The following is a 26,340-nucleotide window of genomic DNA, read 5'->3' as shown; positions in this document are numbered from 1 at the left end:
AATAGAGATAGGTGCTCTTTTTACTTTTTCTCTTTTATTTCTATCAGCGGGTATTCTCCCTTGCCAAATCGGGCTCGCCGCTGTTTTCCAAAATGATTTTCCTTGCGGTATTACGCAGTGCCAGTGTTGCCTGCCAGTCACTGCCATCAGGTTTGATGAGGGGGCTAATGATGACTTCGATATCGCCCTTGCGGGGGAAGAGAGACTTATCCCTCAGTATTGAGCGGGTGCCTTTGAGGGTGACTGGCAAAATTGGAAGCTGTTTTTCAACTGCAATTTGGAACGCGCCGAGATGGAAGTCATGGACACCAGCCATGCGGTATAGCGTCCCTTCAGGGAAAATGGTTAGCGGGCTTGGTTTATCAGCAAAGGCGGCTAACTGCTGGCTGTCAGTGATGCTTTTTTGGGTATCAAACCGTTCGACAAAATGGGTTCCCAGTTTGTCGAGGAAAGTTCTGGCGAAGAAGTTCTCCTTGAGCTCGGATTTGGCAACAAACTGATGTTCTTTGCCTGTTGCTGCCAAGAGCACCAAGCCATCAAGGTAACTGGCGTGGTTGACGATAACCAGGTAGGGAGAGTCATCTTGGGGCAGGTTGTCGATACCCGTTATCTCCATCTTGGTTCTGGTAAGCTTGATGAGCGATCTGGCTCCCCAGCGGGCTACTGACCAACAGGACTGCCGGGAAGGTAAAGCCGCTACCAGAACCCATACCGGTGGTGCTAAAAGAGCCATAACCAACCACATATAGCAGGCAAACCCCCAGTCGGCTGCCAGTCGTTTGAACCGGAGAAAAGCCGGTTTGGCACTGGATACGAACAAACGGGTTGCTTGCCACCATACTGCACGCTGCGGGGCATTGAGTTTGTTTTCCTCAAATAACGTTTTACACGCAGAGCGACGGATTTTACCACTGGAGGTTTTGGGTACCGTACGGGGGGGACAGAGCTCTACCACATCAGTAGGAATGCCAAGCAGGTTGATAGACAGGTTTTGGATTTCATCCCGCAGTTTTTGCTTTTGCTGCTCATCATTGAGTTTGGTTTCGGCCAACACAACCAGTTGCTCGGTCCCAGTTTTTGGGTTGGCACTGGCAAATACGGCGATACAGCCCTTGCGGATCCCATCTAATTGGCTGACAGCAGATTCCAGCTCTTGCGGGTAAATGTTGCGGCCTGCCTTGATGATGATGTCTTTGACCCGCCCGGTTAGAAAAAGCTCACCTTCCATGGTTAAGGCGCGGTCGCCGGTGCGCAACCACTCACCATGGTAAAGTCCGGCGGTTTTATCTGGCGCGCGATAGTAGCCCGATGTTGAAGAAGGCCCTTTGAATTCCAATTCGCCTTCTTGGCGCTCAGGCAGCTCCCTACCTTGGGGGTCGACAATACGGATTTGGTGCCCGGGAAGGGGGTGGCCTAGGCCGATCAAGGGAATACTGTGCTCTAGCAGGGCGTTGATATCTTGTTGCTCGTCATCGTTTCCTTTAGGGTTTGAGGCTTTGTCTGCAGCGGCTTTGTCTGAATTTATCACCGCTCCGCCTAAGTTCATCACCGCTTTACCCGAGTTCATCATGGTTTGTCTGTCGACCCATTCAACTCTTGGGGTACGGGTATTGAGCGGGAAGGTCAACCCCACTGAAGACTCTGCAAGGCCGTAAACCGGCGTCATGGCTTCAGGGGTGAAACCATGCGGTTGGAATCGTTGGGTAAATGCCTCCATAGTCGTCGGGCTGATGGGCTCAGCGCCGTTCCAGCAATGCCGGACACTAGAGAGATCCAAGCCTTCTAAGTCGGCATCCGGTATCTTGTTTACGCACAATTCATAGGCAAAGTTAGGGGCGGCGGTAATGGTTCCACGGTGATGATGCAGTGCCCACAGCCAGCGTTTGGGTTGGGTCAGGAAGTTGAGCGGCGACATGATCACCAAGGGGATCGCATGGTAAAGGCTGCCGAACCAAGCGCCGATCAAACCCATGTCATGATAGACCGGCAACCAACTGACAAACACATCATCGGAGGTTGCGCCGACAGCCTTGCCCATAGCCCGTATATTGGCAAGCAGGTTGGCATGGGTGAGCTGCACCCCTTTCGGTACCCCAGTACTGCCCGAGGTATATTGCAAAAAAGCGATGTCGTCAGGGTGGGCATTTCCTATTTGCTGCTGCTCGGAAGAGACGGATTCAGCTGACAGCATTTCAATTTCTTCTGCGGTGATAATGTGCTCGAGTGCGGGTACATGGAGCTTAAGCAGGGTCGATAAGCCCTTGGCCTGCTCTATCGTTATCAGCATTTTTGTCTCGGCGTTTTGCAGTATTTTACTGTGCCTGACAAGGTGATCCTCGATTTGCGATGGCCTTGCGGGCGGGTATATCGGAACTGGGATCGCCCGCGACAATAAAATCCCGAAGAAGCAATAGAAATAGGCATTGCAGGTCGGCAACATGATCGCCACGGTATCACCGGGGCCGATACCGAGATCCTGAAGACGGCTGGCGATGATCTTCGCCTGCTGGTACAGGGTTTGGTAGCTGATCGACTCAACATTGTCTGCATCCTGGTAGACATACAGGTGAGGGCGGTCACCATGCTGATCAACATGCCAACGCAGTAACTCTTGTAAGGTTTGGACTTGGTCTGGATAACTCGATGCAGTCGGCAGTTCAATTTTCTCTGCGGTCGCTTTAATCGCGGTCGGGTGTTGCTCGGCATTGAAGATAGCATTGAGCAAATCTCGCGGGGTGTCGATTTCTGCTAAGGTTTGCGATGGCAGGGTAAGGGCAAATTGTTGTTCGGTACGCTGGATCAGCTCTGCGCGGCCTAAACTGTCGAGGCCAAGATCTTGGTCGAGGCTGCTATCAAGTTGAACCGTGCTGCTATCGAAATTGTCCGGATTGACTTCCTTGGCCAGTTCAGTGACCAAGTCGAGCAATGAATGGGCAGCCTGCTTGGGATCGGAGTAGGGCGGGATATTCTGGCTTTCCATGGGCTACCCTTTTTCTTGTTATGATGCCTAAAGTGTAGCCAAAATCGGCATTAATGCTGTTAAATGTATGAAAAGTGTGGTGATGTGCACAATTGATATCGATGTCCGCTAACTAGGACATCGATATCGAGACTTCCTATTTTTATCTCTTGTGATATTAACTATACGCCCTGGGCGATTTGGCTCAACATAGCTTTATTGGTTTCAAGCCACTGAGAGAAGTTCTGGGGCTTACGGCCTGTCAGCATTTCGAACTCTTGGCTGTTGCCGTCAGAGAAAGCGCCACGGGCATGCTGAGGGATTTGGCGGGGGGAAGGAGGCGCGGTGATGCCGAGCTTTGTGGTTGAAAATGAGCTGAAATCAGGACAAATCGTCAGAATATTACCCAAGTTGCATTGTGTGACAGTGTCGCTCAATAGAATTAGCCACACACCGCGAGGCGGACCTTGATATGTGTACAGTATATCTATTGGCTGTTTACAGCTGGCAATATGACCTGGAAGGTATTGCCGTTGCCCGAAGATGCAGCAAGTAGTCTGATCTCGCCGTTATGAAGGTTGGCGATATCCCGCACAATTGACATTCCCAACCCGGCCCCGTCACCTCGTTCGGTATGGGCGCGAAAGAATTTTTCGAAAATTTTGTCGCGGATATCAGGCGGAATAGGTAACCCGCTATCGTTGACGTTGATAACAATGTTCGGGCCGGTGAACTGGGCGGTCACAGTGATGTTGGCTGCTCTGCCAGCGTAACGGATGGCATTATCAATAAGGTTACTGAACAGAGCCGAGAGTAATAGCGCGTGGCCGTTAAGTGGAAGGGCGTCGGTACACCTTAGCTCCAGTGATTGCTGGTTGCGCAGGGCTAATGGAGCCATAGTGGCAATAACTTCACGCAGGATGTCGGCAATATCACACTTGGCAAGATGATATTGGTGGTGTGCTTCGATTTTTGACAGCATCAGGAGTTGCTGGATCAGCCGATCGGTGCGGTCTATGCCCTTGAGGATTTGTTGCAAATCACTTTCAAGTTCTTTCCGGTGGCCGCCGGAAAGGGCAACAAGCGCGTTTTCGGTGTTGAGCCGCAAAACGGACAGTGGGGTTTTCAGCTCGTGCGCGGCTGTGCGGGTAAGCCGCTTTTCTCGCTGCCAGGCCTTGTCGAGCTCGCTGAGCAAGTAGTTGAGCTGAGAGACCAGCGGGGCCAGTTCGACTGTTGGTTGGCTGACGGTTATCTCGGCAAGATGGTTGATGTGGCGATCGGCAATTGCCTCACGCAATTCTTTGATGGGCTGAAAGAATTTATTGGTGAGCAAAATAATTGCCACAGCGATGGCTGCAATTAAGGCAAGCTGAGGGATGGCGGTGGACAAGGCTATCTCGCCGATTAACTCATTTCGGACTGTCAGCCGCTCGGCAACGACCAGGTAAGCGGGTTGATCTCCTACCAACAGAGCTGGCAATTGGATCTGGAAACGGCGCCATTCCTCGTCGTTTATTGTGGTTTGAGTAAACCCCGACAGGCCTGGATAGCCGATCAGTGTTTCGGGGGCCCCGGGCGACTTAATGACGATTTTCTCCTGTTGGTAGAACTGGAACATGAGGTTTTTCTCATAGGGGTGCCCGAAAGGAGAGGCGGCATCGTCGTCATCGAACTGCTCAATGTCCTGGTACCAATTGGCGTATGCCTTGGCGCGGGTTTCCTCCGGCTCCTTTAGCATATGGGGCACACTGAGGGCGAGGATCTTGGCCGACTGGCCAAGTCTGGCGTCATAGATCTCTTCGATTTCATGGTGTGTTTCGGAGAAGATCGCCGCCCATGAGATAAGGGCAAGCACCGTGGTGATGCTGACACTGGCAATGATTAGTCGGCGCTTGAACGAAAAAATGACCTTGTCTCCTCGGTGATTAATTGTTTTCAATGATATACCCTACACCTCGGATATTTTTTATCAGTGAACCCCCTACTTTTTTACGCAAGTTGTGGATATGCACTTCGATGGCATTGTTGCTGGCGGTGTCGTCCCACCCATGCAGGGCCTGCTGCAGTTTTTCTTTGCTGAGCACTCGGCCTGCTTGGGTCGCCAGGGTGGCCAGCAGTTTGAATTCGTTTTTGGTCAGCGAGATCGGCCTGTCTTGTACGGTGACTTCGTTATTTTTCAACGAGAGCGATAGGTCGCCGATCTCAAGTACGGTTTCGGTGCAACCGGCAGCACGCCGGATCAAGACCCTCAGCCTGGCCAGCAGTTCTTCAAGGGCAAAAGGCTTCACCAGATAGTCATCCGCGCCGCCATCCAAGCCCTTGACCCGATCTTCAATATCATCCCTGGCGGTCAATATTAGGACGGGCAGGGAGTGCCCTTCGCGGCGAACTCGGCGAAGCACGTCCAGGCCATCGGTATCGGGCAGGGTGAGGTCGAGTATGACTGCCATGAAGGTTTCCGTTCGCAAGGCCAGCTCGACCCCGTTTCCGAGCTGAAGCCAGTCGACCGTATAACCATGGCGGCTGAGCGAAGCGACCATCGATTCACCGAGCATACAGTCGTCTTCTACAAGTAGTATTCGCATGGCTATTGCAGTTCCTTGAGTTTAGTTGCAATTTCTTGTTGTCTTCCTTTGTCGGCTAACGGCCGCCCTGGGCGAGGGGCGGCGTGCTGAGCTTTCTTTAGGAAGGTAATCGCTTCGGATTTGCGTCCGTTACGGGCCAGAAAGTCACCGTAAAAATAGTTGGGGTCAATGCCGTTGGGGTTAATCGCTAGGGCCTGTTTTAGTAGTGCCTCGGCTTGGTCATCATCACCGAAGCTAATCGGCCACCCCGGTACCTGATAGTATAGTGACCCTAAGCTGGTAAATGCTGATCCATCAAGGACTTTTGGATCGTTCTGGATCACATCTTCAAGCAAAATTTTAGACTCTTTGACCAATGATAGCGCACTCAGCCCACCATCGGCACCCGCCAGCGTGCTTTTGTTGATAGCAAGCCAGACTTTGAGGTCGGTACGATCGGGCTGCTTCGCGAGCGCTTGCTGATTTAAGGAAATATTGTTCTGTAAGCAGCTAATTTTATTGTCATAGTTGAAGGTGTCATATTGGCACTTGGCCCATTGGTGCTGAATCGTCTGCAAAGAAACAGGCTCGTCAGCCAAACTTGTTGCAGGTATAACGAGAAAAAGCGCGGTGAGGATTGTGTTATGGCTCATGGCTGGCTCCTAGGGTAATCGCTATGAACGGGTTAATGGGTCTTATGGGCAAACGCACTGATGATGGCAGACTGTTTGCGAATTGCCGCAGAGACAACAGCGGGGAACAGCTGGTTAAGGCGGGCAAACACTTTCTCCGGCCAACCAATCCACCGGGCCGAGATTTCCTGCTCCAGGCTTCTGACGATGGCATCGGCCACGGCTGATGGCGTATCGGTCGTGTTACCCAGCTGGCTGTTCATTTGACTGACTCGCAGATCGTTAAGGCTGGTTTCGGTTGCCCTTGGCGCGATATACAAGACCTTGATCTTGGCCTCTTCCAGCTCGCGGCTGAGGGCCTCGCTAAATCTGTGGAGCCCGGCCTTGCCGGCGCAATAGGTGGTATAACCGGGATAACCAATGGCTGCGAAGGTCGACCCGATATTGAGGATGATCCCCGGCCGATTGAGCCAGCATAATGCTTTTTGGCTGAGCAATATTGGTGCGACGAGGTTGAGCTGGATTTCCTGTTCGATCGATTGGCTTTCCCGCTGTGCCAAAAAGGCAAACTGGTTGACGCCGGCATTGTTGATCACAATATCGATTGTAAGGCCATCATCGCGCCATTGCTGGCACTGCTGGCCTAGTGCGTTGAGACCATTGCTGCGGGCCAGATCCGCGATGAAGCTTGTATGCTGCAGGTTGGTTTGCTGATGGCTGCTGGGCAGTTGCAGTAACAGTTTGTCCAGTTTGTGTTGGTCGCGGCCGATCAGAATAAGGTTTGCCCCTTTGTGGGCTAGCTGACGGGCTAGTTCGCAGCCAATGCCGCCGCAAGCGCCGGTGAGTAATACCCTTTTGTTTGTCAGTTGCATATTGGCCTCCCTCTATGCGGCGGAATGTTGTTGGGGGACGGAGCCTGCGGCTGTTGTTTCGTCTAGCGGAAGCTGGGCCAGCATTGCGCCATATAGCCGGTAAACCATATTGGCTCCGTCAACAATGGCTTGCTGATCGGCAGGGTCGGTGACCCGGTTCATGAGCCCCTCAAACAGTTGAATATGTTGCTGGTCTAGGGCACTGTGGGACGTGAGGTAGGTCATTGCCTGATCCGGCAAACCCAGGGTAGCCTGAATGTGTGCCGCCATCTGCCCCCCGGCGGCGACACTGGTTCCTTCAAGTACCCACACCATGCCGAAAAAGGCGAGGGGGTTGCCACGGTCGATTTGGTGATAGAGGTAAGCGACCATTAATTCAATATGGCAGCCGACTTTGCCGGGGCCAGAATTGGCGCGAACAGGAGTCGTGTCGACGTGGCAAGCCTCGAGATCACTGAGGATCCACTCGTGATGCCCTTTTTCCTCCTCGATGTATTCCCCTATCGCCTGTTGAAGCCATTCATATTGCTCCGGCAGCCTCGAGCCACACGCCATCAGAAGCGGTACCGTGTGTTTGACATGATGGTAGGCTTGGGTAAGAAAGGCGGTGTAGGTGGCGTGACTTATGCCTCCATGGGCTGCAGCGCGGAACACCGGAGCTTGGTACATCTGTTCACGGGCGTTTTGGGTTTGTTGCTCTAGTTGGTCAAAAAAACACGCTGTCACGTTGCGTTCTTGGGTTATGTCATTGGTCATTGGGCTGTCCTTAGAAAAGGCAAATAAAGTAATGGGCTTGGTCTGTTTATCGCTGTGCATCGCTCGGGACCACTGTGTTTGCAGTTGGCACAGCGGGGCGGTAAATCGCTGGGTAAATGTTTCGCGCCGTGGGCGACCATTCGCCGTCAGCAGCTCGGGTTGAGAATTGAAGCTAGGAGTAATAATGATCCCGCCGATACGGGCATAATCGGGAAGCCCTGCGTTTAATTGGCTAATCGCATCTTCGATAGCCGTAATCTGTGTGGTGGTATCGGTGCAATCGGTTAGGCCGACGATAGCGGCGAGTTTGTCGCAGCCATCGCCCATGATGACGCATTGTTGCAATGCCGGATGGATATGCGCTTCGGCTTCAATCCATTCGGGGGAAACATTCCTGCCGAACCGGGTGATCAGAACATTTTTGCGGCGGCCGGTGATGTGAAGGAAACCCTGTGCGTCAAGGTAACCTAAGTCCCCGGTGCGGATTTCATCAAGCGGCTCGAAAAGGTGGTCCTGGGTATAGCCGAGCATAGAGGGGCCGCAGACGATGATTTCCCCTCCACCACTTATCCGGACAGAGCAGTGGGGAAGGGGCTTTCCGACACTGCCGGGTTGGTAATTTTCCGGTGTATTTAGGCTGATCACCGAGCCACATTCGGAGAGCCCGTAGCCTTCGAAGACAGGAATACCTAAATGCCGGGCATGTTCGAGCAAGGGGCGGGCAACTTTGGCACCGCCGACAGCGACAAACTTGAGTGGTTCGGCCAGCGCAGGCTGCTGCCGGCAGAGATGGCATAGGGCATGGAGCAGGGCCGGGGTCAGCACCAGACTCTCGGGGCGGAACCGGGCAATGGCAGCGGCAAATTGGTTAGCATCAAACTGGGCCGATCCTGTCAAACCGACGTGTTTGCCTGGCAGGATGATCGATGTGATCCCCAGCAGAAGCGGTACATACAAACCCGTGATATTTTCTAGGAGTGTGGTCAACGGCAAGATCACCAGATGACGGGTGGGGGTGTGTTTCCCCTGTAACTGCGTTGCCAGTGAATCGCTCACGTTGTCGAGCAGATTTTGACCCAAACAGACCCCTTTGGGCTGCCCGGTAGAGCCAGAGGTAAAAGTGATTTTACGGGTTCCTGTAGGGAGATCCTTGGGCGAGTTGCCAGCCTGCAGGGAGCTTGCTACCCGGCTTCGTAGGATAAGAGGCTCCTTGAGTTCGGGGAGAAGCGACAACGCAAGCGGTTCGCTGTATGCGTCTGGCAAGCTGTTGAGTAGCGGTTCGGGCCAGTCGCCCAGCAATAGCGTGACATCCGCCTCTTGCAGTAAATGCCTGACTTGGTCGGGGTGAAAAAAAGCCGGGACGGGAACAACAACTTTTTGTGCCGCGACCGCGGCGAGATCAGCGATCGCCCAAGCTAGGCTGTTTTCTAGCCGCAGGGCGATCTGCCCGGCATTGTGCGTCTCGAACGTCTGCTGTAGGCACTGGATGGACTGCCAGAGCTGCAGGTAAGTCAGCTTTAGCTGGGGGGAGCTTGTACGGCTGACTGCGCATCCTTGAAGTGCAATTGCCGATGGTCGGGTTGTAGCGTAGTTGGAAATAGCAGCGAGAACCTTGGACGGCAATCGGTTCTTAGTATTTTGTGACATAGGCTCACTCCAGGAGGCGTACCAGCTAAGATTGCAGGCAATAATTGGCTGGCTGGCCGTGATGTTGTTATCTGGCCGAAACCTGTGTAGTTAATCTATCCATACGCCCGAGTAGCTGTTGGTAGGCACTGGGAAGATAGCCGCAGCAGACCCTTGGGTGGTGCTGGTAATAGCTCCCCCATATTTTCGGGGCATTGGTGATATGTTCGGCTCGTGCTTCGATGAGCGGCATGGGGGCAAGGCCGAGACGCCGCATCATTGCATAGAGGGGATCTGTTGCGGTGAAAATACACCATTCGTACCCTTGCTCGATAAGGTATTGGGTTAACAATAGAAAGTGCATGGGAGCCGAGCCTTGGGAGAATGAGGCTAGCTGGCCTATTTCAATGAGGTTTTTGCGCTCAACAGCCTGATGATAGGTATCCATTATTAACTTTTCCGCAGGAGCAGAAAGGTAATTTTCCAGAAACAAGGCTTCGGTACTGGCAACACGAATACCGCATGCTGATTTGAGTTGTTGCTGTGCATTGAAAACAGCAAGCAGCAGCGGCATGAAGTCGGTGACGTTGGCATTGAATGCCAGCCTGTAGCGCTCGGTAATATGCTGCTCGACATCCTGGCGCAAAGGATGGTGGCAACCGATGAGTTTGAGTTGAAAGGTTGACAGCATTGTTGTTTCCCCAAAAACGTTTTCCGTTGTGTTCAAATTAGAGGGGAAAACTTAAGAAAGGCTTAAGAAACAAAAAGCGCAATAAAAAATGTTTATGGATAGGCTTTTTTTGTCGTAATGCTGTGGGGGGAAAGCCCAGCTTCAGCTGGGCTGCGGGTGTTGCTAGGCTTGTTTCAGCTCCACTTCTTCGGCGATGAATCCACCGGTCTGGTGCTCCCACAGTTGGGCGTAAATACCATTGTGATCCAGCAGCTCTTGGTGGGTGCCTTGTTCGACGACTTCACCCTGGTCGAGCACAATCAGGCGATCCATGGCTGCGATTGTCGATAGGCGGTGGGCAATGGCGATAACCGTTTTGCCTTCCATCAATTGGTAAAGACTTTCTTGGATAGCGGCCTCTACCTCAGAGTCCAGCGCCGAAGTCGCTTCATCCAGGATCAATATTGGCGCATCTTTTAGCAGCACGCGGGAGATCGCAATACGCTGGCGCTGGCCTCCGGATAGTTTCACGCCGCGCTCGCCGACCTGGGCATCGTAGCCGACATTGCCATGGGGATCGCTCAGGGTTTCGATGAACTCATGGGCGTGGGCTTGCTTAGTGGCAGTGAGTAACTCTTCTTCCGTCGCGTCCGGGCGGCCGTAGAGGATGTTTTCCCTGATGGAGCGGTGAAGTAGCGATGTGTCTTGAGTCACCATGCCGATCTGGCCGCGCAGTGAGTCCTGAGTCACCTCGGAGATAGTCTGACCATCAATCTTGATGGCGCCAGATTCGACATCGTGGAAGCGCATCAATAGATTAACCAAGGTCGACTTGCCCGCACCGGAGCGGCCAATCAGGCCAATCTTCTCACCCGGTTTGATATTAAGGTTGAGCTTTTCAATCACCCCTTTCCCTTCACCGTAGTGGAAGCTGACATCGTTAAATTCAATACCGCCTTTGGAAACATCCAAATCTGGTGCATTCGGCTTGTCTTCAATGGCAACAGGCTTGGATAGGGTTTTCATACCATCAACCACGGTACCGATGTTTTCAAACAGGCCGCCGACTTCCCACATGATCCATTTTGACATGCCGTTGATCCGAAGGGCCAAGCTGACTGCAATCGCAATGGCACCGATGGAGATAGCAGCGCTCGACCACAACCAGATAGACATCCCGGCAATGACAAAAACCAGCAGGTAGTTGATAGCTTCTACCGAGATGTTAAAGCCAGTGACAAAGCGCATCTGGCGGTACACGGTGTCCATAAAGCCGCTCATGCCCTGCTCGGCATACTCAGTTTCGCGGTTGGTATGCGAGAACAGTTTTACTGTCGAGATATTGGTGTAGCTGTCGACAATACGCCCGGTCATCATTGAGCGGGCATCGGCCTGCTCGGTCGCAACAGCTTTCAATTTAGGGACAAAGTACAGCTGGATACCGACATACGCCGCTAGCCACAGCAGCATCGGGATCATCAAGCGGGCATCAGACTGGCCGATCATCACCACCATTGAGGTAAAGTAGACAGTGATATAAACCAGGACATCAAGCAACTTCATGACGGTTTCCCGGACAGCCAGGGAGGTTTGCATCACCTTGGTGGCAATACGGCCGGCGAATTCATCCTGGTAGAAGGAAACACTCTGGCGCAGTAGGTAGCGGTGTGCCAGCCAGCGAATTGACATCGGGTAGTTGCCCAGCAAGGTCTGGTGAACAACCAGTGAGTGCAGAGTGATCAGGATAGGAACGACGAGCACTACCAGTAACCCCATGCCCAGCAGCTTGCCGCCTTCTTCTACCCAGAAGGTATCCGGGTTGTGCTCGGCAAGCCAGTCGACCAGCTGGCCCATGAAACCGAACAGTGATACCTCTACGATAGCAATCAGTGCGCTGAGTACCGACATAACAAGCAGGGGTAACTCAAAGCCGCGAGTATAGTGGCGGCAGAAGGCGAACAGCCCTTTGGGTGGCTGCTCTGGCTCATGAGGCGGGAAAGCCTGTGCGAGCTTTTCGAAACGTTTGTACATAAAATGATGGTTCCAGTCTGGCGGATGTGTTTGGCAAAATAGCTCTATCGAAGGCTAACGCTCGGGGGATCACGAAAATTGGGTGCGCAGCATAGTCGGCACAGTGATATGTGAAACCGGAGCGATATCCCGACAGGAAAAAGGAATGTGCAAGGGCATACACATTATGGTTATTGATTGTACATTTGTGCAACTAAGAGGTTAAGTCTTATTTCTATTTCAATCTTGCCTAATTCTGCTTTTGAACACTGCCTTGATAGCGGATGAGAGACGAGTTAGGTGGTAGGGGATGAAATAAGGCTCTGATTTTTAAAACAGGCAGGAAAGTGTGAGAATTACGGAAATTTCAGCCGAGTTAACATTGCCCGTTCGGCATCAAGTCCTTTGGCCTAATGAAAGCATTGAGTTTTGCCGGGTACCTGATGATGCTGATGGGCTGCATTTCGGTGTTTATGAGGGCGAAGTGCTGGCCTGTGTCGCCTCGGTATTTATCATGGGTGAGCAGGCTAGGCTGCGCAAGTTTGCAACATTACCAGCATACCAAGGCCGAGGAATAGGATCGGCGGTGATCGAGCATATATTGGCGGATCTTAAGAATAAAGGTGTCGGCTATTTTTGGTGTGATGCCCGGGAATCGGCTGGTGGGTTTTATCATCGATTCGGTATGGCGCAGGAAGGCGAACGCTTTTACAAAGGCGAGGTGCCTTATTTCAAGATGGCAATGCGTCTAGACTGAGTAGAGAAATTTAAAACAGGAAGAACAATGAAAGAAAGTCAGCAACTCAACCTCGAATTTTCCCCTTTGGTCGAGCAAGGCTTTGACCTTGCTGAGTGTCCACGTTGGGACTGGCGCCAGAAAGCATGGTGCTGGGTGAATATCCCTGCCGGTGAGCTATGGCGCTTGAAAGATGGCAAAGCCGAGTCACGCCAGTGGAATGACATGTTAGGCTGTGCGGCAATGTGGGGTGAAAGTGGCTTCGTTCTAGGGACTAAATCTGGCGTGTACCTGTTGGAAAGCTGGGAAGCGGAACGCCAGCAAATTGCCCCTCTGGTAAAAACGCACCCGAGAATGCGCTTCAACGATGGCCGAGCGGCACCGGGGGGGCGCTTCATGGCTGGTACCCGAAATGGTGCTAAAGAAGGCGATCAGGGTCAGTTCCATCAGTTGATGGCAGGTGGCAAGCTCGAAAAAATGCCGATGTTTGCCTGGACTTGTAACGGCTTGGCATTCTCCCCTTGCGGCAAGATTTTGTATTGGGCAGATACAGGGACGAGTTTGGTTTACCGTGCTGACTATAACCCTGAAACCGGCGAGTATGGTGAAAGCACAGTATTTTGTGACTTGACTGATTTTGACGGCCGCCCTGATGGAGCCAGCGTCGATAGTGAAGGCGCTTACTGGGTAGCGATGTACAGCGGTAAGTCAGTTGTGCGCATCGGTACTGATGGTGTTGTTACCCACGTGATCCCTGTCCCTGCGGATAACCCAACCATGGTTGCACTCGGTGGTGAGAAAGGGGATCAGCTAGTCGTAACCAGTGCCGAAAGCGCCAACGGCCCTGGCCGGGTATTAACGGCTCAAGTTGATTGGACTGGCATTAAAGAGCCGCTGGTAACCGTCCTTTAAGTCTGCTTTAAAATCGGGCGCATTACTCCCCAAGTCACTCCACGACAAGGCAGTTGCGCCCTTCTTCTTTGGCCTGGTACAAGCAGTTATCAGCGCGTCGGATCAAGCTGTGAATATCGCTCTCTGCATGGGTCATACCCATACTGATGGTGTATTTGATGGTATTACCGAGGATCGTTAACTCGGATTCGGCTATTTCCTCAATCATCCGATTCAACCTCTGGACGAAAATTTCTGGAGAATTGCCGAACAGAATACAGAACTCTTCACCACCAAAACGAGCAACCAAAGCATCAGGGAAGTACACCTGCAAGGTGTTCGCTAACTCAATCAGAACCATGTCTCCGATATGGTGGCCATAGTTATCGTTGAGATGTTTGAAGTTATCGATATCCAGCAGGGCAAGGCAACGTGGTCCGTTGTTTTTCTTCACCAGTTGGTGATTGAAGAAGTAACGGCGGTTCCATGATTGAGTGAGGTAGTCACGGTTGGCTAATAGATATAGATTGCGCTCAGAGTCGAGGATATTCAGGGTGCTGTGCAGTCGACAGTAGAATTCTTCCTGGTTAAAGGGTTTCTTGAGAAAATCGTTGGCACCCGCTTTGAGGAATTTTGCAGTAAGTGCAGGCTCTTCACTGGCCGACAGACCAATGATAGCAAGTTGACCCAGCCGGAAGCGTTTCCTGAGCTCTTTGATCAAGCTGACGCCATCGCGCTCCGGCATTGAATAGTCGGTGATCACCAGAGAAATCGACTGATTTTTGTTGATTATCTCCAGCGCTTGCTCACCGTTTTTAGCCTCCAGCACTGTGAGGTATTGCCGCTCTAGCAGGCTGCGGATGTATTTGCGCGCTGTGACAGAGTCATCAACCACCAGGGCTGTATGGTCATGGTTACGTTCTAGGCGCTGCAAGATAGGAATAATGCTGGAAATACAGGTCGGGCTGTCTTTTGGGATGTAGTCGATGACTGTTTTTGCCAGCACTTTTTCACGGGTCATTTCGTCCATTAGTGCCGTCAAAACAATGACTTTTATCCCAACTGATAAACAAACATCGATGATCTCACCGTCCTGACCGTCAGGCAAACAATAGTCGAGAATGGCGCACAGGAAATCGGTGCTGTTGTCTAGCACAGCTTCTGCTTCAGCGATGGAGTTGGCAATAACCGGGGTGTAGCCTGCTTGTCTTAGTTCACTTTCAATGACTCGACGGAATGGGCGGCTATCCTCGACCACCAAAATTTTTTGTTCCATCACTCAAACCCTGTAGCTGTCTATTATTATGCTTGTATATAAGGCGCAGTATTATGAGCTATTTTATTTTGAGATACAATTAACACATTCTTTTGTTTGCAGAAATACAATTACTTGTCGGTTTCGGCGGCATTTGGCGATCGATGAATATCATTCAAACTTCATGTTTCTACTGAATAGTTGTTCTGACAAAGGGAAGTGGTTTTTAAAAAGGCTGCGTTATCTTACTGATGTACAATCAAGTTTCACTCCTTTTTCCTATCATCGAGAGGGGTTTTTCTTGAGGAAAATGTAAAAGCACAATCTTGAGGGTTTTTCTTATCAAGGAGATTAATCACTTAGAGTCATACAGAGCCACTATTAGTGGAAAATAAACTCTTCATGTGTTTAGGAATTATTTATCTCTTTTATCTTTTTTCAAGTAATAAACTGATAACTTATTTTTCATTACAGTTAAGATATTTTTCTTTTTTTGGGAAACCTTGAAGATAAAAGGGCAATTCCAGAGGGTGCAATTGCCCATGGATAATCATATTACTCTGCCAAGCTGTAATGTTCTAGGATGGCGGTGACCTCTTTTATCCGCCGCTCAAAACTGGCCTTGGAGGCGCGCTCGTGCTCGGTATGATCGCCATCGCCAAAAGGGCCAAATCCATCGAGAGTCGGGATGCCAGCCCCCGCCATAATATTGGCGTCACTGACACCGCCGCGCTGTTCTGTTTTTAGTTCATAGCCCAAAATAGACGCGATCGTATCGAGCAAGGCTTGCTGCTCTGGGGTAGGGGTCATGACATCTCGCTGCAATCCGCCTTCAATGCTTGCCGTAACCCCTTCGATACCATGCTGGTGGATCAATTCAGGGATGACACCTAGCACTCTTTGTTGTTCATCTGGCTGGGTAAAGCGTGCTTCAACCATTAATTCAGCGTTGGGCGAAATGGTATTGGTACTGATCCCACCTTTAATTTTTCCAACGTTGACCGTTGTTCCTTGCGAAATGTCTGTTAATTCATCTAAAGCAATCAGCAACTTGGCGGCAGCAAGGTTGGCATTTTTGCCAAGGTGGTAGTTATTGCCAGCATGGGCAGCAACACCTTTGAGTACTATTTTGTAGGTGGCTACCCCCTTGCGGCCGACAACTACTTCATGATCAGAACCCGCGGCTTCGAAATCGAGGCAGGCGGCATATTGGTGGGCTATCTGGCGGGTGACAAACTTACTGTCGTCGCTGCCTGTCTCTTCATCGCTGACTAGCAGGACATCGATATTCCAGATTTGTCCATATTTCTGGTGAAGGTTTCGTAGCGCACTCAAGGCCACAAAATTGCCGCCTTTCATATCACAGGTGCCTGGGCCATAGACCCAGTCTTCATCTTCACTGAAACTCTCGAAAATGCCCGGAGGGAATACCGTGTCCAGGTGACCAAGCAGTAACAGTTTGGGGGCGTTTTTATGCTGCAGCGACGTAAACAGTAAATGATTTCCAACACTTTCCCGATGAAAAACCTCAACATTGAATCCTAGTGGTTTAAACCATTTTTTCATGGTCTGACCACTCAAATCTACACCTTCTTTGTTACCTGTCCAGCTGTTTATTTCGACAATTGTTTTTAAATCAGTGAAATCGATAGTTGCCATAATTTGATTCCTTGCACAGCTTTAGTGTTTTTTCTGCGCTGTTTGAATGAAAGTTCCACATAGCTCACTGTTACCACATATATGCAACATTATGATGTCAAACTATGTTAATACCCTAAAGGTTTTACACACAATGCCATATCGGCATTTTTTTGAACTGCTCACAAAAGGAGTGACACATGGCAAGGCATCGGGTCGGTTTATGGATGTATGAGAACTGTGGAGGCAAAGAAATAGAACAAAAAATCGTCACCAAGTTACGAGAGCGAGAAATTGATGCTTTAACTGGGCTGAACTTGGCGTATGCGACGGCATTTGACGGCAATATTGTATGCAATGGGCAACAACTGAACGAACTCGACCTGTTTTTCTCTTATAACGCGGGCCAGCAGACGCCCTATCAGGTGTACCTGTACCAGGTACTCAACTCAATGATGCCGATGATCAACAACTATGAATCCTTTGCGTTGACGGAAGATAAATTCCGCACTGCTCATGTGTTGAAGACCAACGGCATTACAACTACCGACTATATGATCTGCAATAAGCATAACTTGGAGCAGGTGCGTGCCCACATGCAGTTCTGGGGCGGCAAGGCAATCTGTAAGCCGGTCGATGGCTGGGGTGGCAACGGTATTATCAAGTTGGAAAGTGAGCGGGATCTGGACTTGTTGACGCCATTTATCAACCAACAACATGCACCGCAGTTTTATATCGAGCGGGTCATCGAGAATGACTTTTCTGATTACCGTATCGATATTGTCGACAACAAATTTGTCGCATGCTACGGCCGCAAAGCCGCACCAGGAAGCTGGAAAACCAATGTCACCAGCGGCGGCAGTGTGATTAAACGCGAGCCTGTTCCTGAAGTTATCGAACTGGCATTGAAGGCGGCGAAGGTGACCGGCCTGGAAGTCGCAGGGGTGGATATTATCTATGACGTTGAACACCAGCGTTATGTGGTGATTGAAGTTAACGGTATCCCTGCGTTTGCCACCCCGGATCAAGAGTTGTTCGGGCTTGATTTCAATGACACCAAGATTGATTACTTGGTGGATCTAATTGACCGCACCGTTACCAAAGACGCTAAACAGCCTGCCAAAGGCTTCATTCCTTCTCTTTCTGAAGCGCTAATCAAACCTAACCTGCTTACCGAGGAAGCTGCAGTATGAACACCCAGAACCACACTCGTCCAAAAATCGGCCTGTTGTACCTAGACCATGTACTGCGCTTCTTTAACCGCTCTAATTTCAAGGGCTGGCGGGATAAAATCGAACAGGTCACTTATCATTGGGGTAATGACAAAGACCGTTTCGTGGCTGAGGTCAAACGCAAGAAAATTGATGTGCTGATCGGCAACATTCCGGCGACCGCCTACGAGACGTTCCGTGAGATAGCCCGTGAGTTGCCAGGTGTCCGCTTCTTGCCTTCCCTCGATAGCCAGTTCAGCAACAAATCGAAAGAAAATGTGACTCATTTTTGTGAGAAATATGATTTGCCGATCCCGCGCACCCGTATTTTCTACGAAGTTGAAGAAGCATTGGCCTTTTTGACCAGTACGGATTACCCGAAAATCGTTAAGCGTTCATACGGCCCGTCCAATTACGGTGGCTACTTTGTTCATAAGGTCGATAATGCCGAGGAGGCGCTGCGCCTGTTTTCGGAAAAACGTTATTACCCAGCCTATATCCAAGACTTTGTCCCGATGAAGGCAGATATTCGGGTAATGCTCGTGGGGCACCAGCCTGTCTGTGCTTTCTGGCGCCGACCGCCGGAAGGTGAGTGGCTGACCAACACCAGCCAGGGCGGCAGCATGGATTACCAGGCGGTACCTGATGGCGTGCTTGAGTTGGCGGTTAAAGCTTCCAAGGCGGCCAATGCCGAATATTGGGCCTGTGATATTGCGGTGAGCATGGACGATGACTACACCATCTTGGAGTGTGCCACCGCTTTTGCCGCCTTCCCGTATATCCGTGACTGGATTGGCCAGTACTTGATATGGCTGTTAGCGCCGCAAGACTTCCGCAAACCGTATTTTGCCCACCGCAATTGGGAAGAAATAGGCAAGATCGATTCTTCGCTGCTTCGTACCATGCGCTATATCACCTTTGGCCAGGCAGATTACTCGACTGATACTGGCGAATATGCACCCGCCGATGACCGTTACCGCCTGCTTGAGACGAGCTACCAGCGCGAGGAAGAGTGGCCGAGTGAAGCCTGGAATTTCCAGGGCAATACACCGTACAAAGTGATTGCAGCAGATGACAGCCCATTTGAGAAAGCCAGCCCAAGCCTAAACCCACACATCGAGCAGGAGTTTGATACCGGTATCGAGCAGCTGCAAGAGGTGATGATTGCCCCGGAACAAAGCAATGCTGCTGATAGCAAATCGCTGAGTGAAGAAGAACTGCTGGCGTTTTTCCTGCAAGTGAAGTGCGTTGGCAAAACGTTGGCGGGCGATATCGTCTCTACGTTAGGCGCTGCCGAGACACTTAGGGTGCTCAATCACCAACCCGAAATTCTGCTGCAGTTCCGAAACCTCAAACACAAGAAGTTAGCCATAATCATGGATGCATGGTGTGAGTATTGTGCCGAATACCAGTATCGCTATGAAGAGGCGGTTGAATGAAGAAACAATATATCTCTTACCAGGACATGATGGACTTCCTGGAAGAGGCGATGGCGAAATACCCGGACTTGATCCGCTTGCAAAGTATTGGCGATACCCATGAAGGGCGGCCCATCATGATGGTCACTATGTCGCAGGATGTGGCGTATGCGGATCTAAAACCGGCATTGCTCTATACCGGTACCATTCATGCCAGGGAGTGGATTGGTATTGAGCTGGCGGTGAGCTTCGTCCAGTACTTACTGGATAATTACCCGTCAAATCCGGATGTGGTGGAGGCGTTGACCCGCAACACTTTATATATGGTGCCTTGCCTCAACCCTGATGGCTTTGAGTACTCTCGTAAGCACTTCTCATTCTGGCGTAAAAACCGCCGCGATAATGGTGACGGCACGTTTGGGGTCGATCTCAACCGTAACTTCGGGATCAACTTCCGCCAGTCGATTCAGACCAGCTCGAATATATACGGTGGTCCGGGGCCTTTTTCAGAACCGGAAACCCAGGCGATCAAACAGTTTGTCGAAAACCGTGACAATATCTGTGTCGCGTTGGATTACCACTCGCAGGGCAATGTGTTTTTCCCTGCCCACAAGTTCAACCATGAGGCTGAAATCGAGGGTACTGATCTCAATATTCTCTGTGCCAACATGGCGCGGGAAATCTACAAGGTCACCAATCGCCAGTATGGTATTCACCGTGGCAAGCCGCCGGCGAACCTGATCCACGGTAGTGGGCGTGAGTATTACTATGACAGGGGGATTTTATCGACTGTGGTTGAGGTAGGGAGCCGAAACATACCGGATTACCTGATCAATATGTCCCAGAGTGTCGATGAAAACATTCCAGCGCTGCTCTATGCCCTGCGTACCACTATTGATTATTCGAAGCTTGCGCCAAGCCGTCCGGAGAGTTTCTCGACCAAGGAGATCACTGCCAATACGGTTGAATTGGTTTGGGAGGCGGGCGCTGAAGATGAAGGCTGTTATTACCAGATCTACCGCAGTGAAACGCCGAAAGCGGCTTGTACCCGGGATAACCTGATCGCCATCACCTCGCAGCTCCGCTATACCGACAAGCAGCTCAAATCTGGCCGCCGTTATTTTTATAACCTGCGCAAAGTGAATCGGGTAACGCGGATCAAATCGCCGTTTGCCCCAGAGCTGAAGATCAAAACCTTGCTGGAGCGTGATGAGTTCTCGTTTACCTTGTTCCCCAGCCCGGAAAAAATCGGTTATGTCGGGGAGCTGACCCGCGCCAACAATGCTGAACACTTTGGCCATAATTCGCTGTTTATCGGGGTGAATAAAACCAAAGGGGTTTGCTACGGGGTGATTGATTACGACATGAGCCGGTTACCGGCAGATGCCAAGATCAAAGATGCGCTGTTTTCGCTTTATCCGATGAACCGGGTCGGGGCGAAAATCGAAAATTACGGTGAGTGGTCGGTGTCGATCCTCGACCCAGACGACATCAGCGACATTACCGACTTCGAGCAAATCCACAACGCAGCGCCTATCCAGACGCTGGGTGATGCCATTGACTCGGATCAGCTGACCCAGGGTATTTGGAAAAGCTGGCATTTCAGTGCAATGGAAAAAGAACTGATTGAGCAGCAGCTTGAGAAAGGACGTTTGTTGCTTAGGCTACAAGGCCCGGTGAGTTTGCCGATGGGCAATGACTCGCAGATGATGCAGTTCGATATTGGCTATGGTCGTTTCGGCGGTGGCATCCATTATCGTCCGAGCTTGGATTTGATCTACCACCGCAAGCCGTACCAATTGTCGGTGGGAGCCAGCGCTTGCCATACAGTGAAAGCCGGTGCTGTCGAGGCTGCCAAGCTGCAAAGCGGCTACGATGCCAACGGTGAGCGGATATTCGGGGTGGTGGACTTCACCTTGCCGAGGATGTCTGAGCAAAGTGATGTGGTGTTCACCGACGCCTATTTTGTACTGGAAAGTGCATCGCTGACGGGGATCAACCAGCCAATGCGCTTCTTGGTCGAAATGGTCGATGTGGAAGAGCCGGACTTTGAGCTGCTGACGACCAGTGAGCCAATAGAGTTTATTGGTTATGAAGTCAGTAGCGAAGGGCTGGCCAAAACCGCTCGCCAGACGTTTATGTTCGACAGTTCAGCCCGTCAATACCTTGAGGACTGCTACGACCAGAACCGGGCGGTGAAGCTGGTGATCAAAGCGACCTCGGCCTCCAGGCAGCAAGATGCGGTCGTTGAGTGGAAAACGGACTCCAATGACGGCACCATGTCGACCCAGCTGGTGGTTGAGTATATTGAACGCCGCAAGCAGCCGCTTGAGGTGCCAGAGAACTTCCAAGCCAGCCTTGAAGGCGGCATGGTCAAACTTACATGGGATAACCCCGATGATAGCGACTGGGTGGGGACTTACGTAGTGCGTAACAGCTTCCATCCACCGCGTTCACCGTTTGATGGCGTCAAGTTGTATGCCGGTAAAGACGGCTACACCTTTGACAAGTTCGGCAATGCCAACCTGGCCAAATACTATTCGGTGTTCAACTACGACAATGTGCCAAATTACTCGGCGCCTGCGGTGCTAAAGTTCAGCTCGGACGAAGTGACGCCGATTGAGTTTGATGAGTTTGAAGCCCAGGACGAGGTCGAACAGCGCTATCGCCAGGGTGATTAATTCAGGCGATTAAGCAAAAGAAAAGCCGCCAGCATGAGCACTTATGCTGGCGGCTTTTTTAATCCACTAGGCTACATAGCCCATAGCCCATAGCCCATAGCCCATAGCCCATAGCCCATAGCCCTTTCTCTAACTCTGGCCTTGCCAAATCAGTTCACATTGCTGGCTGCCATCTTGGGCGATCGGCTTTTCAACCAGCCAACGCAGTGGGGAAACAACTGGGCTGGTGGTGAACCGTACCGAGGTTTCCAGAATCGCAGACAGTGGTACCGAGAAGTCAAAGTCTTCGAATTTGCCATAGACTTCAACCGGCGTTTGCAAGCTGAAGATCTGCGCCCGCTTAGACTGTGGCCTTAGGTACAGGGCAAAGTCGCGGTTGGCATAGCTGGCATCGAACTGGCCATTGACCTGGATACGGGAAGTATCAAGCAGCAAGTCACGTTGGCTCATCGTCCCTTGGCGGATATCCAAACCGGCAGCGACACAGTTGAGCATAGACGGATCATTGTTGGTAAAGTTTGGAATGATCGCGTCGGTGAGGCTGACAGCCCAAAGGTCGATCAAGTCTGACTCAAACTCCTGCGGCCAAGCAGCAAAACCAATAAAGCCGTTGGCGTTGTTCATCAAGGTATCAGGCGAATTGGCTAAGCTAGTCAGGTTGAACTGGGTAGAAATATTGCCGTGCATTCCACTTTCCGGAGCTAAGCGGCGGGCCAGTATCCCGTAATCGAAGTTTTTGACGTTACCCGTGAGCTGGATGTCGAACATATCGTCCTTGGCCTTGATTTCACTGGCTAGCTCGATGTTGCCGCCCGGTAGCTGGACTGTCATTGGCTTGAGGGTGAATACGCCGTTTTCCAGCGCCCAGTGCAATTGGCCTGCTCCTAACCAGTCTTTGCCAGAGCGAACTTCATCGACATCCAACGCGAAGTTGGCGTTGAGCATGTCTAGACCGTCGGTGCTGATCAAAGCAGTGTTCTGAAGATCGTCAGTATTCGCCGTCTCGTCAGTTGGTTGCTCGTTGCCAGCTGTTTGCTCAGTGCTTTCTGTCTCCCAAGCCTGCCAGTCGCCAACCTTGAAATCGTCAAGCTGGATAAATGGCGCTCGGAATGCCAGTTCAAGGCGAGGACGTTGATCCGCTTTGAGCGGAGGTAACCATGCTCCCTTGCCAGTTAGCTGGCTGTCGTTGACCTGTACCTTCATATCATTGAGGTGATAGCCCTTGGCATCCATCGACAGGCTGGCTGCCAGTGTGATAGGGCCGTAAGGCGGCAAATCAATATCACTGAAGGCTTCGAGTCGGTCGAGGTTTGGCGTAAATGCCTCGAAGCTGAGGTTGAGTGCTTGCGGGTCAATCGGCAGAGTCAGGTTAGAGCTGGCATTGAAACGCATGTCACCCAGATTGGCTGCCAATGTGACCGGTAGCGTCGAGCGACCGTCATTGGCTTCTTTGAGAGATAACGATGACAGTTTGAAAGAGGCTGCTTTGCCTGCAGCCATACCATTGATAGTTAAGCGGGTTGATGTGTCAGGGCCTGTTACGAAACGGCCTTGATCCAATTTAACCGCCAGTGCTTTGCCGGTGTAGCTGTCAGCAATATTGGCCTGGCCGCCAATCAGAGCCGCATCGACTTCTGTGTGTTCCATCAGCTCCAAGATAGTGCGGCCCGATAGAGACACGGCTAGCTTGGCTCGGTCCAAGCGCATATCAAAATCATCGGTCACATCGAATTGGCTCAGAATAGCTCCGATATCCGGCTGGTTTACTGCAAGGTTGAGGTTGGCTTCGATATTGGCTGCATTGACACCCAAGCTCAGGTCACCTTCATAGACACTACCGGCAAAGCTTGCACTGATCGGTGCTTTGCTCATTTGGCCGTTGCGGACTTTGCCGTTGAAAGACAATTTGTCTAGCTGCTGGTCAGCCCATTTTAGTTTGTCTGCACGGAAGGTCAGATCAGCATCTGCAATGACCAACTCACTGCCCAGCAGCGGTACATCCAGATTGACCCCTTGGGTCGGGACTGTCTGCTCCACCTGTGGCAGCTCTTCATCATTAATGAACTGGCCGAACTGGGTGAAATCCAACTGCGAGAACTGGGCATCCATCACTAGGAATGGGCGAACTTGATCAGGCTGCCAACGTAGAGTGACATCGCCGTAGCTTTCCAGCAGGGCAAGATCTGGCATGGCAAGATCTATCCAGCCATTTTGGTAGCTGAGTTTACCGTCAATATTGATGGTACCGGAGATGTTGGTTTGGGTGCCCAGCCAAGGGTTAAGTAGGCTGGCATCCTTGCTGTTGACCTTGAGATCAAACCAGCTGCCTTCTTCCCAGCGAGTATGTTTGAGCAAGCCTTTGGCTTCGACAGAGATCGCCGGTGAATCGAAGGTTAGTGTTGTCGGCCAGTCACGGCCCATCATGATATCTTGCAGGGTCCCGGCTTCGGCTTGGACGTGGGCCGGAATACCCATTAGTTGGCCTTGGATATCTGACTGGAACGGACGGCTGATACCGGCGTTGAGCCTAGCTTGGTCAATACTGAAGCTGGCTTCGCTACCCCATTCGACCAAGGCATTGTCGATAGCAAGGGAGAGCTCGGCACGCTCCAGCCATTCGCTCAGTTTGGTGCCGTTGGTGGTGACAGCTAGCTCAGCGCGGTCAAGGTGGCCACGGGAGTAGGGTATACCGGTTAGCCAGCGTGCCATTTCGCCCAATGGGGATTGTTCCGCACCCAGTCGGATATCCAGGTTAGATACCCAGCCTGTGGCATCGAGCGACGCTTGGCCTCGGAAAGGCACCTCGGCAATATCGGCTGTCATCGGAGCCGATAGCACGCCGGCTTTGCCATCGACTGACAGGGACAGGTTTTCAACCGGGGTACCCAGCCCTTTGATCTCATTAATGGAGAGATCGACGCGGGTGGTGGTTTTTTCCAGCCATTGCTCAAGTGCACGTTGCAGTGGTGACTGCTGAGGTGGAGCGGCAAAGGCGCGCATCATAGGCTGCGGCTCCGGCTGCAACCATGGGCGCAGGTCAATCAAAGGGATATTCAGCTCGCCGTCTATCACATTGTGATCGCCAAGCTCGATATCCAGGTAGCCCTTACCATGGGTGATTGGACTATCAATGACAAGATCGCTGACCTTGATAGTGTTGGCGGCCGCGCTGACGTGGGTTGAAACTGTCAATGGTGCCACGTGTTTAACATCTAAACCGAACAAGGCTTCAATCGGGCCAGTATCCTGCCATTGCAGCTTGATATCAGCGTTGACGAAATCAGACGAATCGGCCTCGATATTCAACTCGGCACCGGCGAATGAGCCTTTGGCTATAACCTTACCGGTTTGCTGGTTGACGAGCTGCTCCAGATCGCCCGTTAGCTGGATATCATAGGGTTGGCCGATCATTGCCCCTTTAGCTATAAATTCCCATTGTTCATTGGGTTGGCTGAGGTTAAGTGAATCAAGGTACCAGTCGAAATACTGTCCTTGGCTCTGATCTTCGAAGACAACCGAGAGGTTGCTGGCTCTGATTTGGTCGGTAAGTGCTAACTGCAGCGATGAGTTTCCATCTGCGGTCTTTTCGTCAGAGGCGTTTTCACTATCGGTTTCATTATCGGCGGTTTCATTAACGGAATCGTCACCTGGGCTAGCGGGTTTAGCTTGAGGGCCTAGTAACCAGTTCGCTTGCCCGTCATGAGCCTTGGCGAGGTGCAGGTTGATATTTTCAAGCTCGAGATAGTCAATAGCCAACGTGCCTTTAAGCAGTGGTAGCACGGCGACTTTTGCATTGATCTTGCCGGAGGTCAGCATCGGCTGCCAGTTGAAGGCTTCAATGTTGTCAATGTGCACCCCTTCAAGGTGTACCTCGGGGCGGAATGACAGCACCAAGCCCATCTCCCCGTCAATACGGGTCTCGCGATCTAGGTTGGTGGTTACCCACTGGTTGATATCGTCTCGATAAGGGGTGAGGTCAACCTTGATGCCTACGGCAAGGGCTGCGGTGATAATGGCAGCAGGTGTGAGCAGGCCAAGTCCTACCCATTTGCTGATCTTCTTCAGGGGGGACTTAACCGGTTTTGTCGCACCTGGAATCTCTGGCGACGTGGGCTGCTTGTTAGCAGCATGTTTGTTATTTTCTGGGCGCATAATGATTGCAAAGAAGGCGAAAGACAAAAGGAAAAAAGCACAGCAAAATCAGCTGCGCGCCATTTTGGATATTGTTTTATTAGCTTCGGCAACCATACCATGAAATGGCCTTTGAAGGCATAAGCGCCGACGGAATTTACACTTCACTGACGGTTATTTCAGACTGTTAATCGGTAGTATACCCAAGCTACCTAAAGGTGCTGATACCCTCCCTGAACCTGCATCTTGAAGTAGCTTGGATATATTATTACTGAAACTAATGTTTCTGA

17 protein-coding genes and 1 pseudogene are annotated in these 26,340 nt (G+C 51.4%); 5 read left to right on the top strand and 13 right to left on the bottom strand.

What is annotated here, in order from left to right; translation table 11 throughout:
• Positions 1-43: 43 nt before the first annotated feature.
• The 10 genes and pseudogenes from R2X38_RS04125 to R2X38_RS04080 form a co-directional block, all read right to left on the bottom strand.
• Positions 44-2,980, bottom strand: coding sequence for an AMP-binding protein (locus tag R2X38_RS04125; protein WP_317520836.1), 2,937 nt, complete (start codon positions 2,978-2,980; stop codon positions 44-46).
• Between the two features lie 161 nt (positions 2,981-3,141).
• On the bottom strand, positions 3,142-3,411 hold the full coding sequence (locus R2X38_RS04120; protein ID WP_317520835.1) for a hypothetical protein: 270 nt from the start codon (positions 3,409-3,411) through the stop codon (positions 3,142-3,144).
• A 35-nt stretch (positions 3,412-3,446) separates the two neighbouring features.
• Positions 3,447-4,898 carry an ATP-binding protein gene (locus tag R2X38_RS04115; protein WP_317520834.1) on the bottom strand — a complete coding sequence of 484 codons (1,452 nt, stop codon included), beginning with the start codon at positions 4,896-4,898 and terminating at the stop codon, positions 3,447-3,449.
• Positions 4,885-5,544, bottom strand: a complete 660-nt coding sequence (locus R2X38_RS04110) for a response regulator (RefSeq protein WP_317520833.1) — start codon at positions 5,542-5,544, stop codon at positions 4,885-4,887. Before R2X38_RS04110 ends, R2X38_RS04115 begins: the two co-directional genes overlap by 14 nt.
• 2 nt (positions 5,545-5,546) lie before the next feature.
• Complete coding sequence (locus tag R2X38_RS04105) at positions 5,547-6,176, bottom strand: tetratricopeptide repeat protein (protein ID WP_317520832.1); 630 nt, start codon at positions 6,174-6,176, stop codon at positions 5,547-5,549.
• A 32-nt stretch (positions 6,177-6,208) separates the two neighbouring features.
• Positions 6,209-7,027, bottom strand: coding sequence for an SDR family oxidoreductase (locus R2X38_RS04100; protein ID WP_317520831.1), 819 nt, complete (start codon positions 7,025-7,027; stop codon positions 6,209-6,211).
• 12 nt (positions 7,028-7,039) lie between these two features.
• Positions 7,040-7,783 carry an iron-containing redox enzyme family protein gene (locus R2X38_RS04095; RefSeq protein WP_317520910.1) on the bottom strand — a complete coding sequence of 248 codons (744 nt, stop codon included), beginning with the start codon at positions 7,781-7,783 and terminating at the stop codon, positions 7,040-7,042.
• 549 nt (positions 7,784-8,332) lie between these two features.
• Positions 8,333-9,430: pseudogene (locus R2X38_RS04090) on the bottom strand (AMP-binding protein); the annotation flags it as partial.
• Between the two features lie 67 nt (positions 9,431-9,497).
• On the bottom strand, positions 9,498-10,100 hold the full coding sequence (locus R2X38_RS04085) for a thermostable hemolysin (RefSeq protein WP_317520830.1): 603 nt from the start codon (positions 10,098-10,100) through the stop codon (positions 9,498-9,500).
• A 162-nt stretch (positions 10,101-10,262) separates the two neighbouring features.
• Positions 10,263-12,110 (bottom strand): ABC transporter ATP-binding protein, encoded by a 1,848-nt coding sequence (locus tag R2X38_RS04080; RefSeq protein ID WP_317520829.1) that lies wholly within the window; start codon positions 12,108-12,110, stop codon positions 10,263-10,265.
• A 328-nt stretch (positions 12,111-12,438) separates the two neighbouring features.
• Between R2X38_RS04080 and R2X38_RS04075 the strand changes: the two genes are divergently transcribed.
• Both R2X38_RS04075 and R2X38_RS04070 read left to right on the top strand, forming a co-directional pair.
• Complete coding sequence (locus R2X38_RS04075) at positions 12,439-12,846, top strand: GNAT family N-acetyltransferase (RefSeq protein ID WP_317520828.1); 408 nt, start codon at positions 12,439-12,441, stop codon at positions 12,844-12,846.
• Between the two features lie 27 nt (positions 12,847-12,873).
• Positions 12,874-13,737: an SMP-30/gluconolactonase/LRE family protein gene (locus R2X38_RS04070; RefSeq protein ID WP_317520827.1), complete on the top strand. Its 864-nt coding sequence runs from the start codon at positions 12,874-12,876 to the stop codon at positions 13,735-13,737.
• A gap of 34 nt (positions 13,738-13,771) precedes the next feature.
• Here the strand turns inward: R2X38_RS04070 and R2X38_RS04065 are convergent, their stop codons facing one another.
• Both R2X38_RS04065 and R2X38_RS04060 read right to left on the bottom strand, forming a co-directional pair.
• The gene (locus tag R2X38_RS04065; RefSeq protein ID WP_317520826.1) at positions 13,772-14,992 is read right to left on the bottom strand and encodes a response regulator; all 1,221 of its coding nucleotides are present in this window, start codon (positions 14,990-14,992) and stop codon (positions 13,772-13,774) included.
• Positions 14,993-15,526: 534 nt separating this feature from the next.
• Positions 15,527-16,630, bottom strand: a complete 1,104-nt coding sequence (locus tag R2X38_RS04060) for a M20 family metallopeptidase (protein ID WP_317520825.1) — start codon at positions 16,628-16,630, stop codon at positions 15,527-15,529.
• A 179-nt stretch (positions 16,631-16,809) separates the two neighbouring features.
• Between R2X38_RS04060 and R2X38_RS04055 the strand changes: the two genes are divergently transcribed.
• From R2X38_RS04055 to R2X38_RS04045, 3 genes are read left to right on the top strand one after another with little or no spacing between them, the layout of a single operon-like run.
• Entirely contained in the window at positions 16,810-17,802 is a 993-nt protein-coding gene (locus R2X38_RS04055; RefSeq protein WP_317520824.1) for a RimK family alpha-L-glutamate ligase, read from the top strand.
• The gene (locus tag R2X38_RS04050; RefSeq protein WP_317520823.1) at positions 17,799-19,259 is read left to right on the top strand and encodes a hypothetical protein; all 1,461 of its coding nucleotides are present in this window, start codon (positions 17,799-17,801) and stop codon (positions 19,257-19,259) included. The genes R2X38_RS04055 and R2X38_RS04050 overlap by 4 nt, the downstream gene beginning before the upstream one ends.
• The gene (locus R2X38_RS04045) at positions 19,256-21,919 is read left to right on the top strand and encodes a M14 family zinc carboxypeptidase (protein WP_317520822.1); all 2,664 of its coding nucleotides are present in this window, start codon (positions 19,256-19,258) and stop codon (positions 21,917-21,919) included. The genes R2X38_RS04050 and R2X38_RS04045 overlap by 4 nt, the downstream gene beginning before the upstream one ends.
• A 129-nt stretch (positions 21,920-22,048) precedes the next feature.
• On the opposite strand, the gene R2X38_RS04040 is transcribed toward R2X38_RS04045, so the two are convergent.
• On the bottom strand, positions 22,049-26,071 hold the full coding sequence (locus tag R2X38_RS04040) for an AsmA family protein (protein ID WP_317520821.1): 4,023 nt from the start codon (positions 26,069-26,071) through the stop codon (positions 22,049-22,051).
• Positions 26,072-26,340: the final 269 nt, after the last annotated feature.

The organism is Photobacterium rosenbergii (assembly GCF_033022775.1).
Classification (GTDB): Bacteria; Pseudomonadota; Gammaproteobacteria; order Enterobacterales; family Vibrionaceae; genus Photobacterium; species Photobacterium rosenbergii_A.
The sequence above is the reverse complement of the archived record's forward strand: the minus strand, read 5'-3'. Positions and strand labels throughout refer to the sequence as shown.

What these genes read in the sequence shown, in the direction of transcription:
- R2X38_RS04125 (WP_317520836.1), bottom strand. Translation starts at nt 2,980, where the DNA reads ATGGAAAGCCAGAATATCCCGCCCTACTCCGATCCCAAGCAGGCTGCC.
- R2X38_RS04110 (WP_317520833.1), bottom strand. Translation starts at nt 5,544, where the DNA reads ATGCGAATACTACTTGTAGAAGACGACTGTATGCTCGGTGAATCGATG.
- R2X38_RS04105 (WP_317520832.1), bottom strand. Translation starts at nt 6,176, where the DNA reads ATGAGCCATAACACAATCCTCACCGCGCTTTTTCTCGTTATACCTGCA.
- R2X38_RS04100 (WP_317520831.1), bottom strand. Translation starts at nt 7,027, where the DNA reads ATGCAACTGACAAACAAAAGGGTATTACTCACCGGCGCTTGCGGCGGC.
- R2X38_RS04095 (WP_317520910.1), bottom strand. Translation starts at nt 7,783, where the DNA reads ATGACCAATGACATAACCCAAGAACGCAACGTGACAGCGTGTTTTTTT.
- R2X38_RS04085 (WP_317520830.1), bottom strand. Translation starts at nt 10,100, where the DNA reads ATGCTGTCAACCTTTCAACTCAAACTCATCGGTTGCCACCATCCTTTG.
- R2X38_RS04080 (WP_317520829.1), bottom strand. Translation starts at nt 12,110, where the DNA reads ATGTACAAACGTTTCGAAAAGCTCGCACAGGCTTTCCCGCCTCATGAG.
- R2X38_RS04070 (WP_317520827.1), top strand. Translation starts at nt 12,874, where the DNA reads ATGAAAGAAAGTCAGCAACTCAACCTCGAATTTTCCCCTTTGGTCGAG.
- R2X38_RS04065 (WP_317520826.1), bottom strand. Translation starts at nt 14,992, where the DNA reads ATGGAACAAAAAATTTTGGTGGTCGAGGATAGCCGCCCATTCCGTCGA.
- R2X38_RS04060 (WP_317520825.1), bottom strand. Translation starts at nt 16,630, where the DNA reads ATGGCAACTATCGATTTCACTGATTTAAAAACAATTGTCGAAATAAAC.
- R2X38_RS04055 (WP_317520824.1), top strand. Translation starts at nt 16,810, where the DNA reads ATGGCAAGGCATCGGGTCGGTTTATGGATGTATGAGAACTGTGGAGGC.
- R2X38_RS04050 (WP_317520823.1), top strand. Translation starts at nt 17,799, where the DNA reads ATGAACACCCAGAACCACACTCGTCCAAAAATCGGCCTGTTGTACCTA.
- R2X38_RS04045 (WP_317520822.1), top strand. Translation starts at nt 19,256, where the DNA reads ATGAAGAAACAATATATCTCTTACCAGGACATGATGGACTTCCTGGAA.
- R2X38_RS04040 (WP_317520821.1), bottom strand. Translation starts at nt 26,071, where the DNA reads ATGCGCCCAGAAAATAACAAACATGCTGCTAACAAGCAGCCCACGTCG.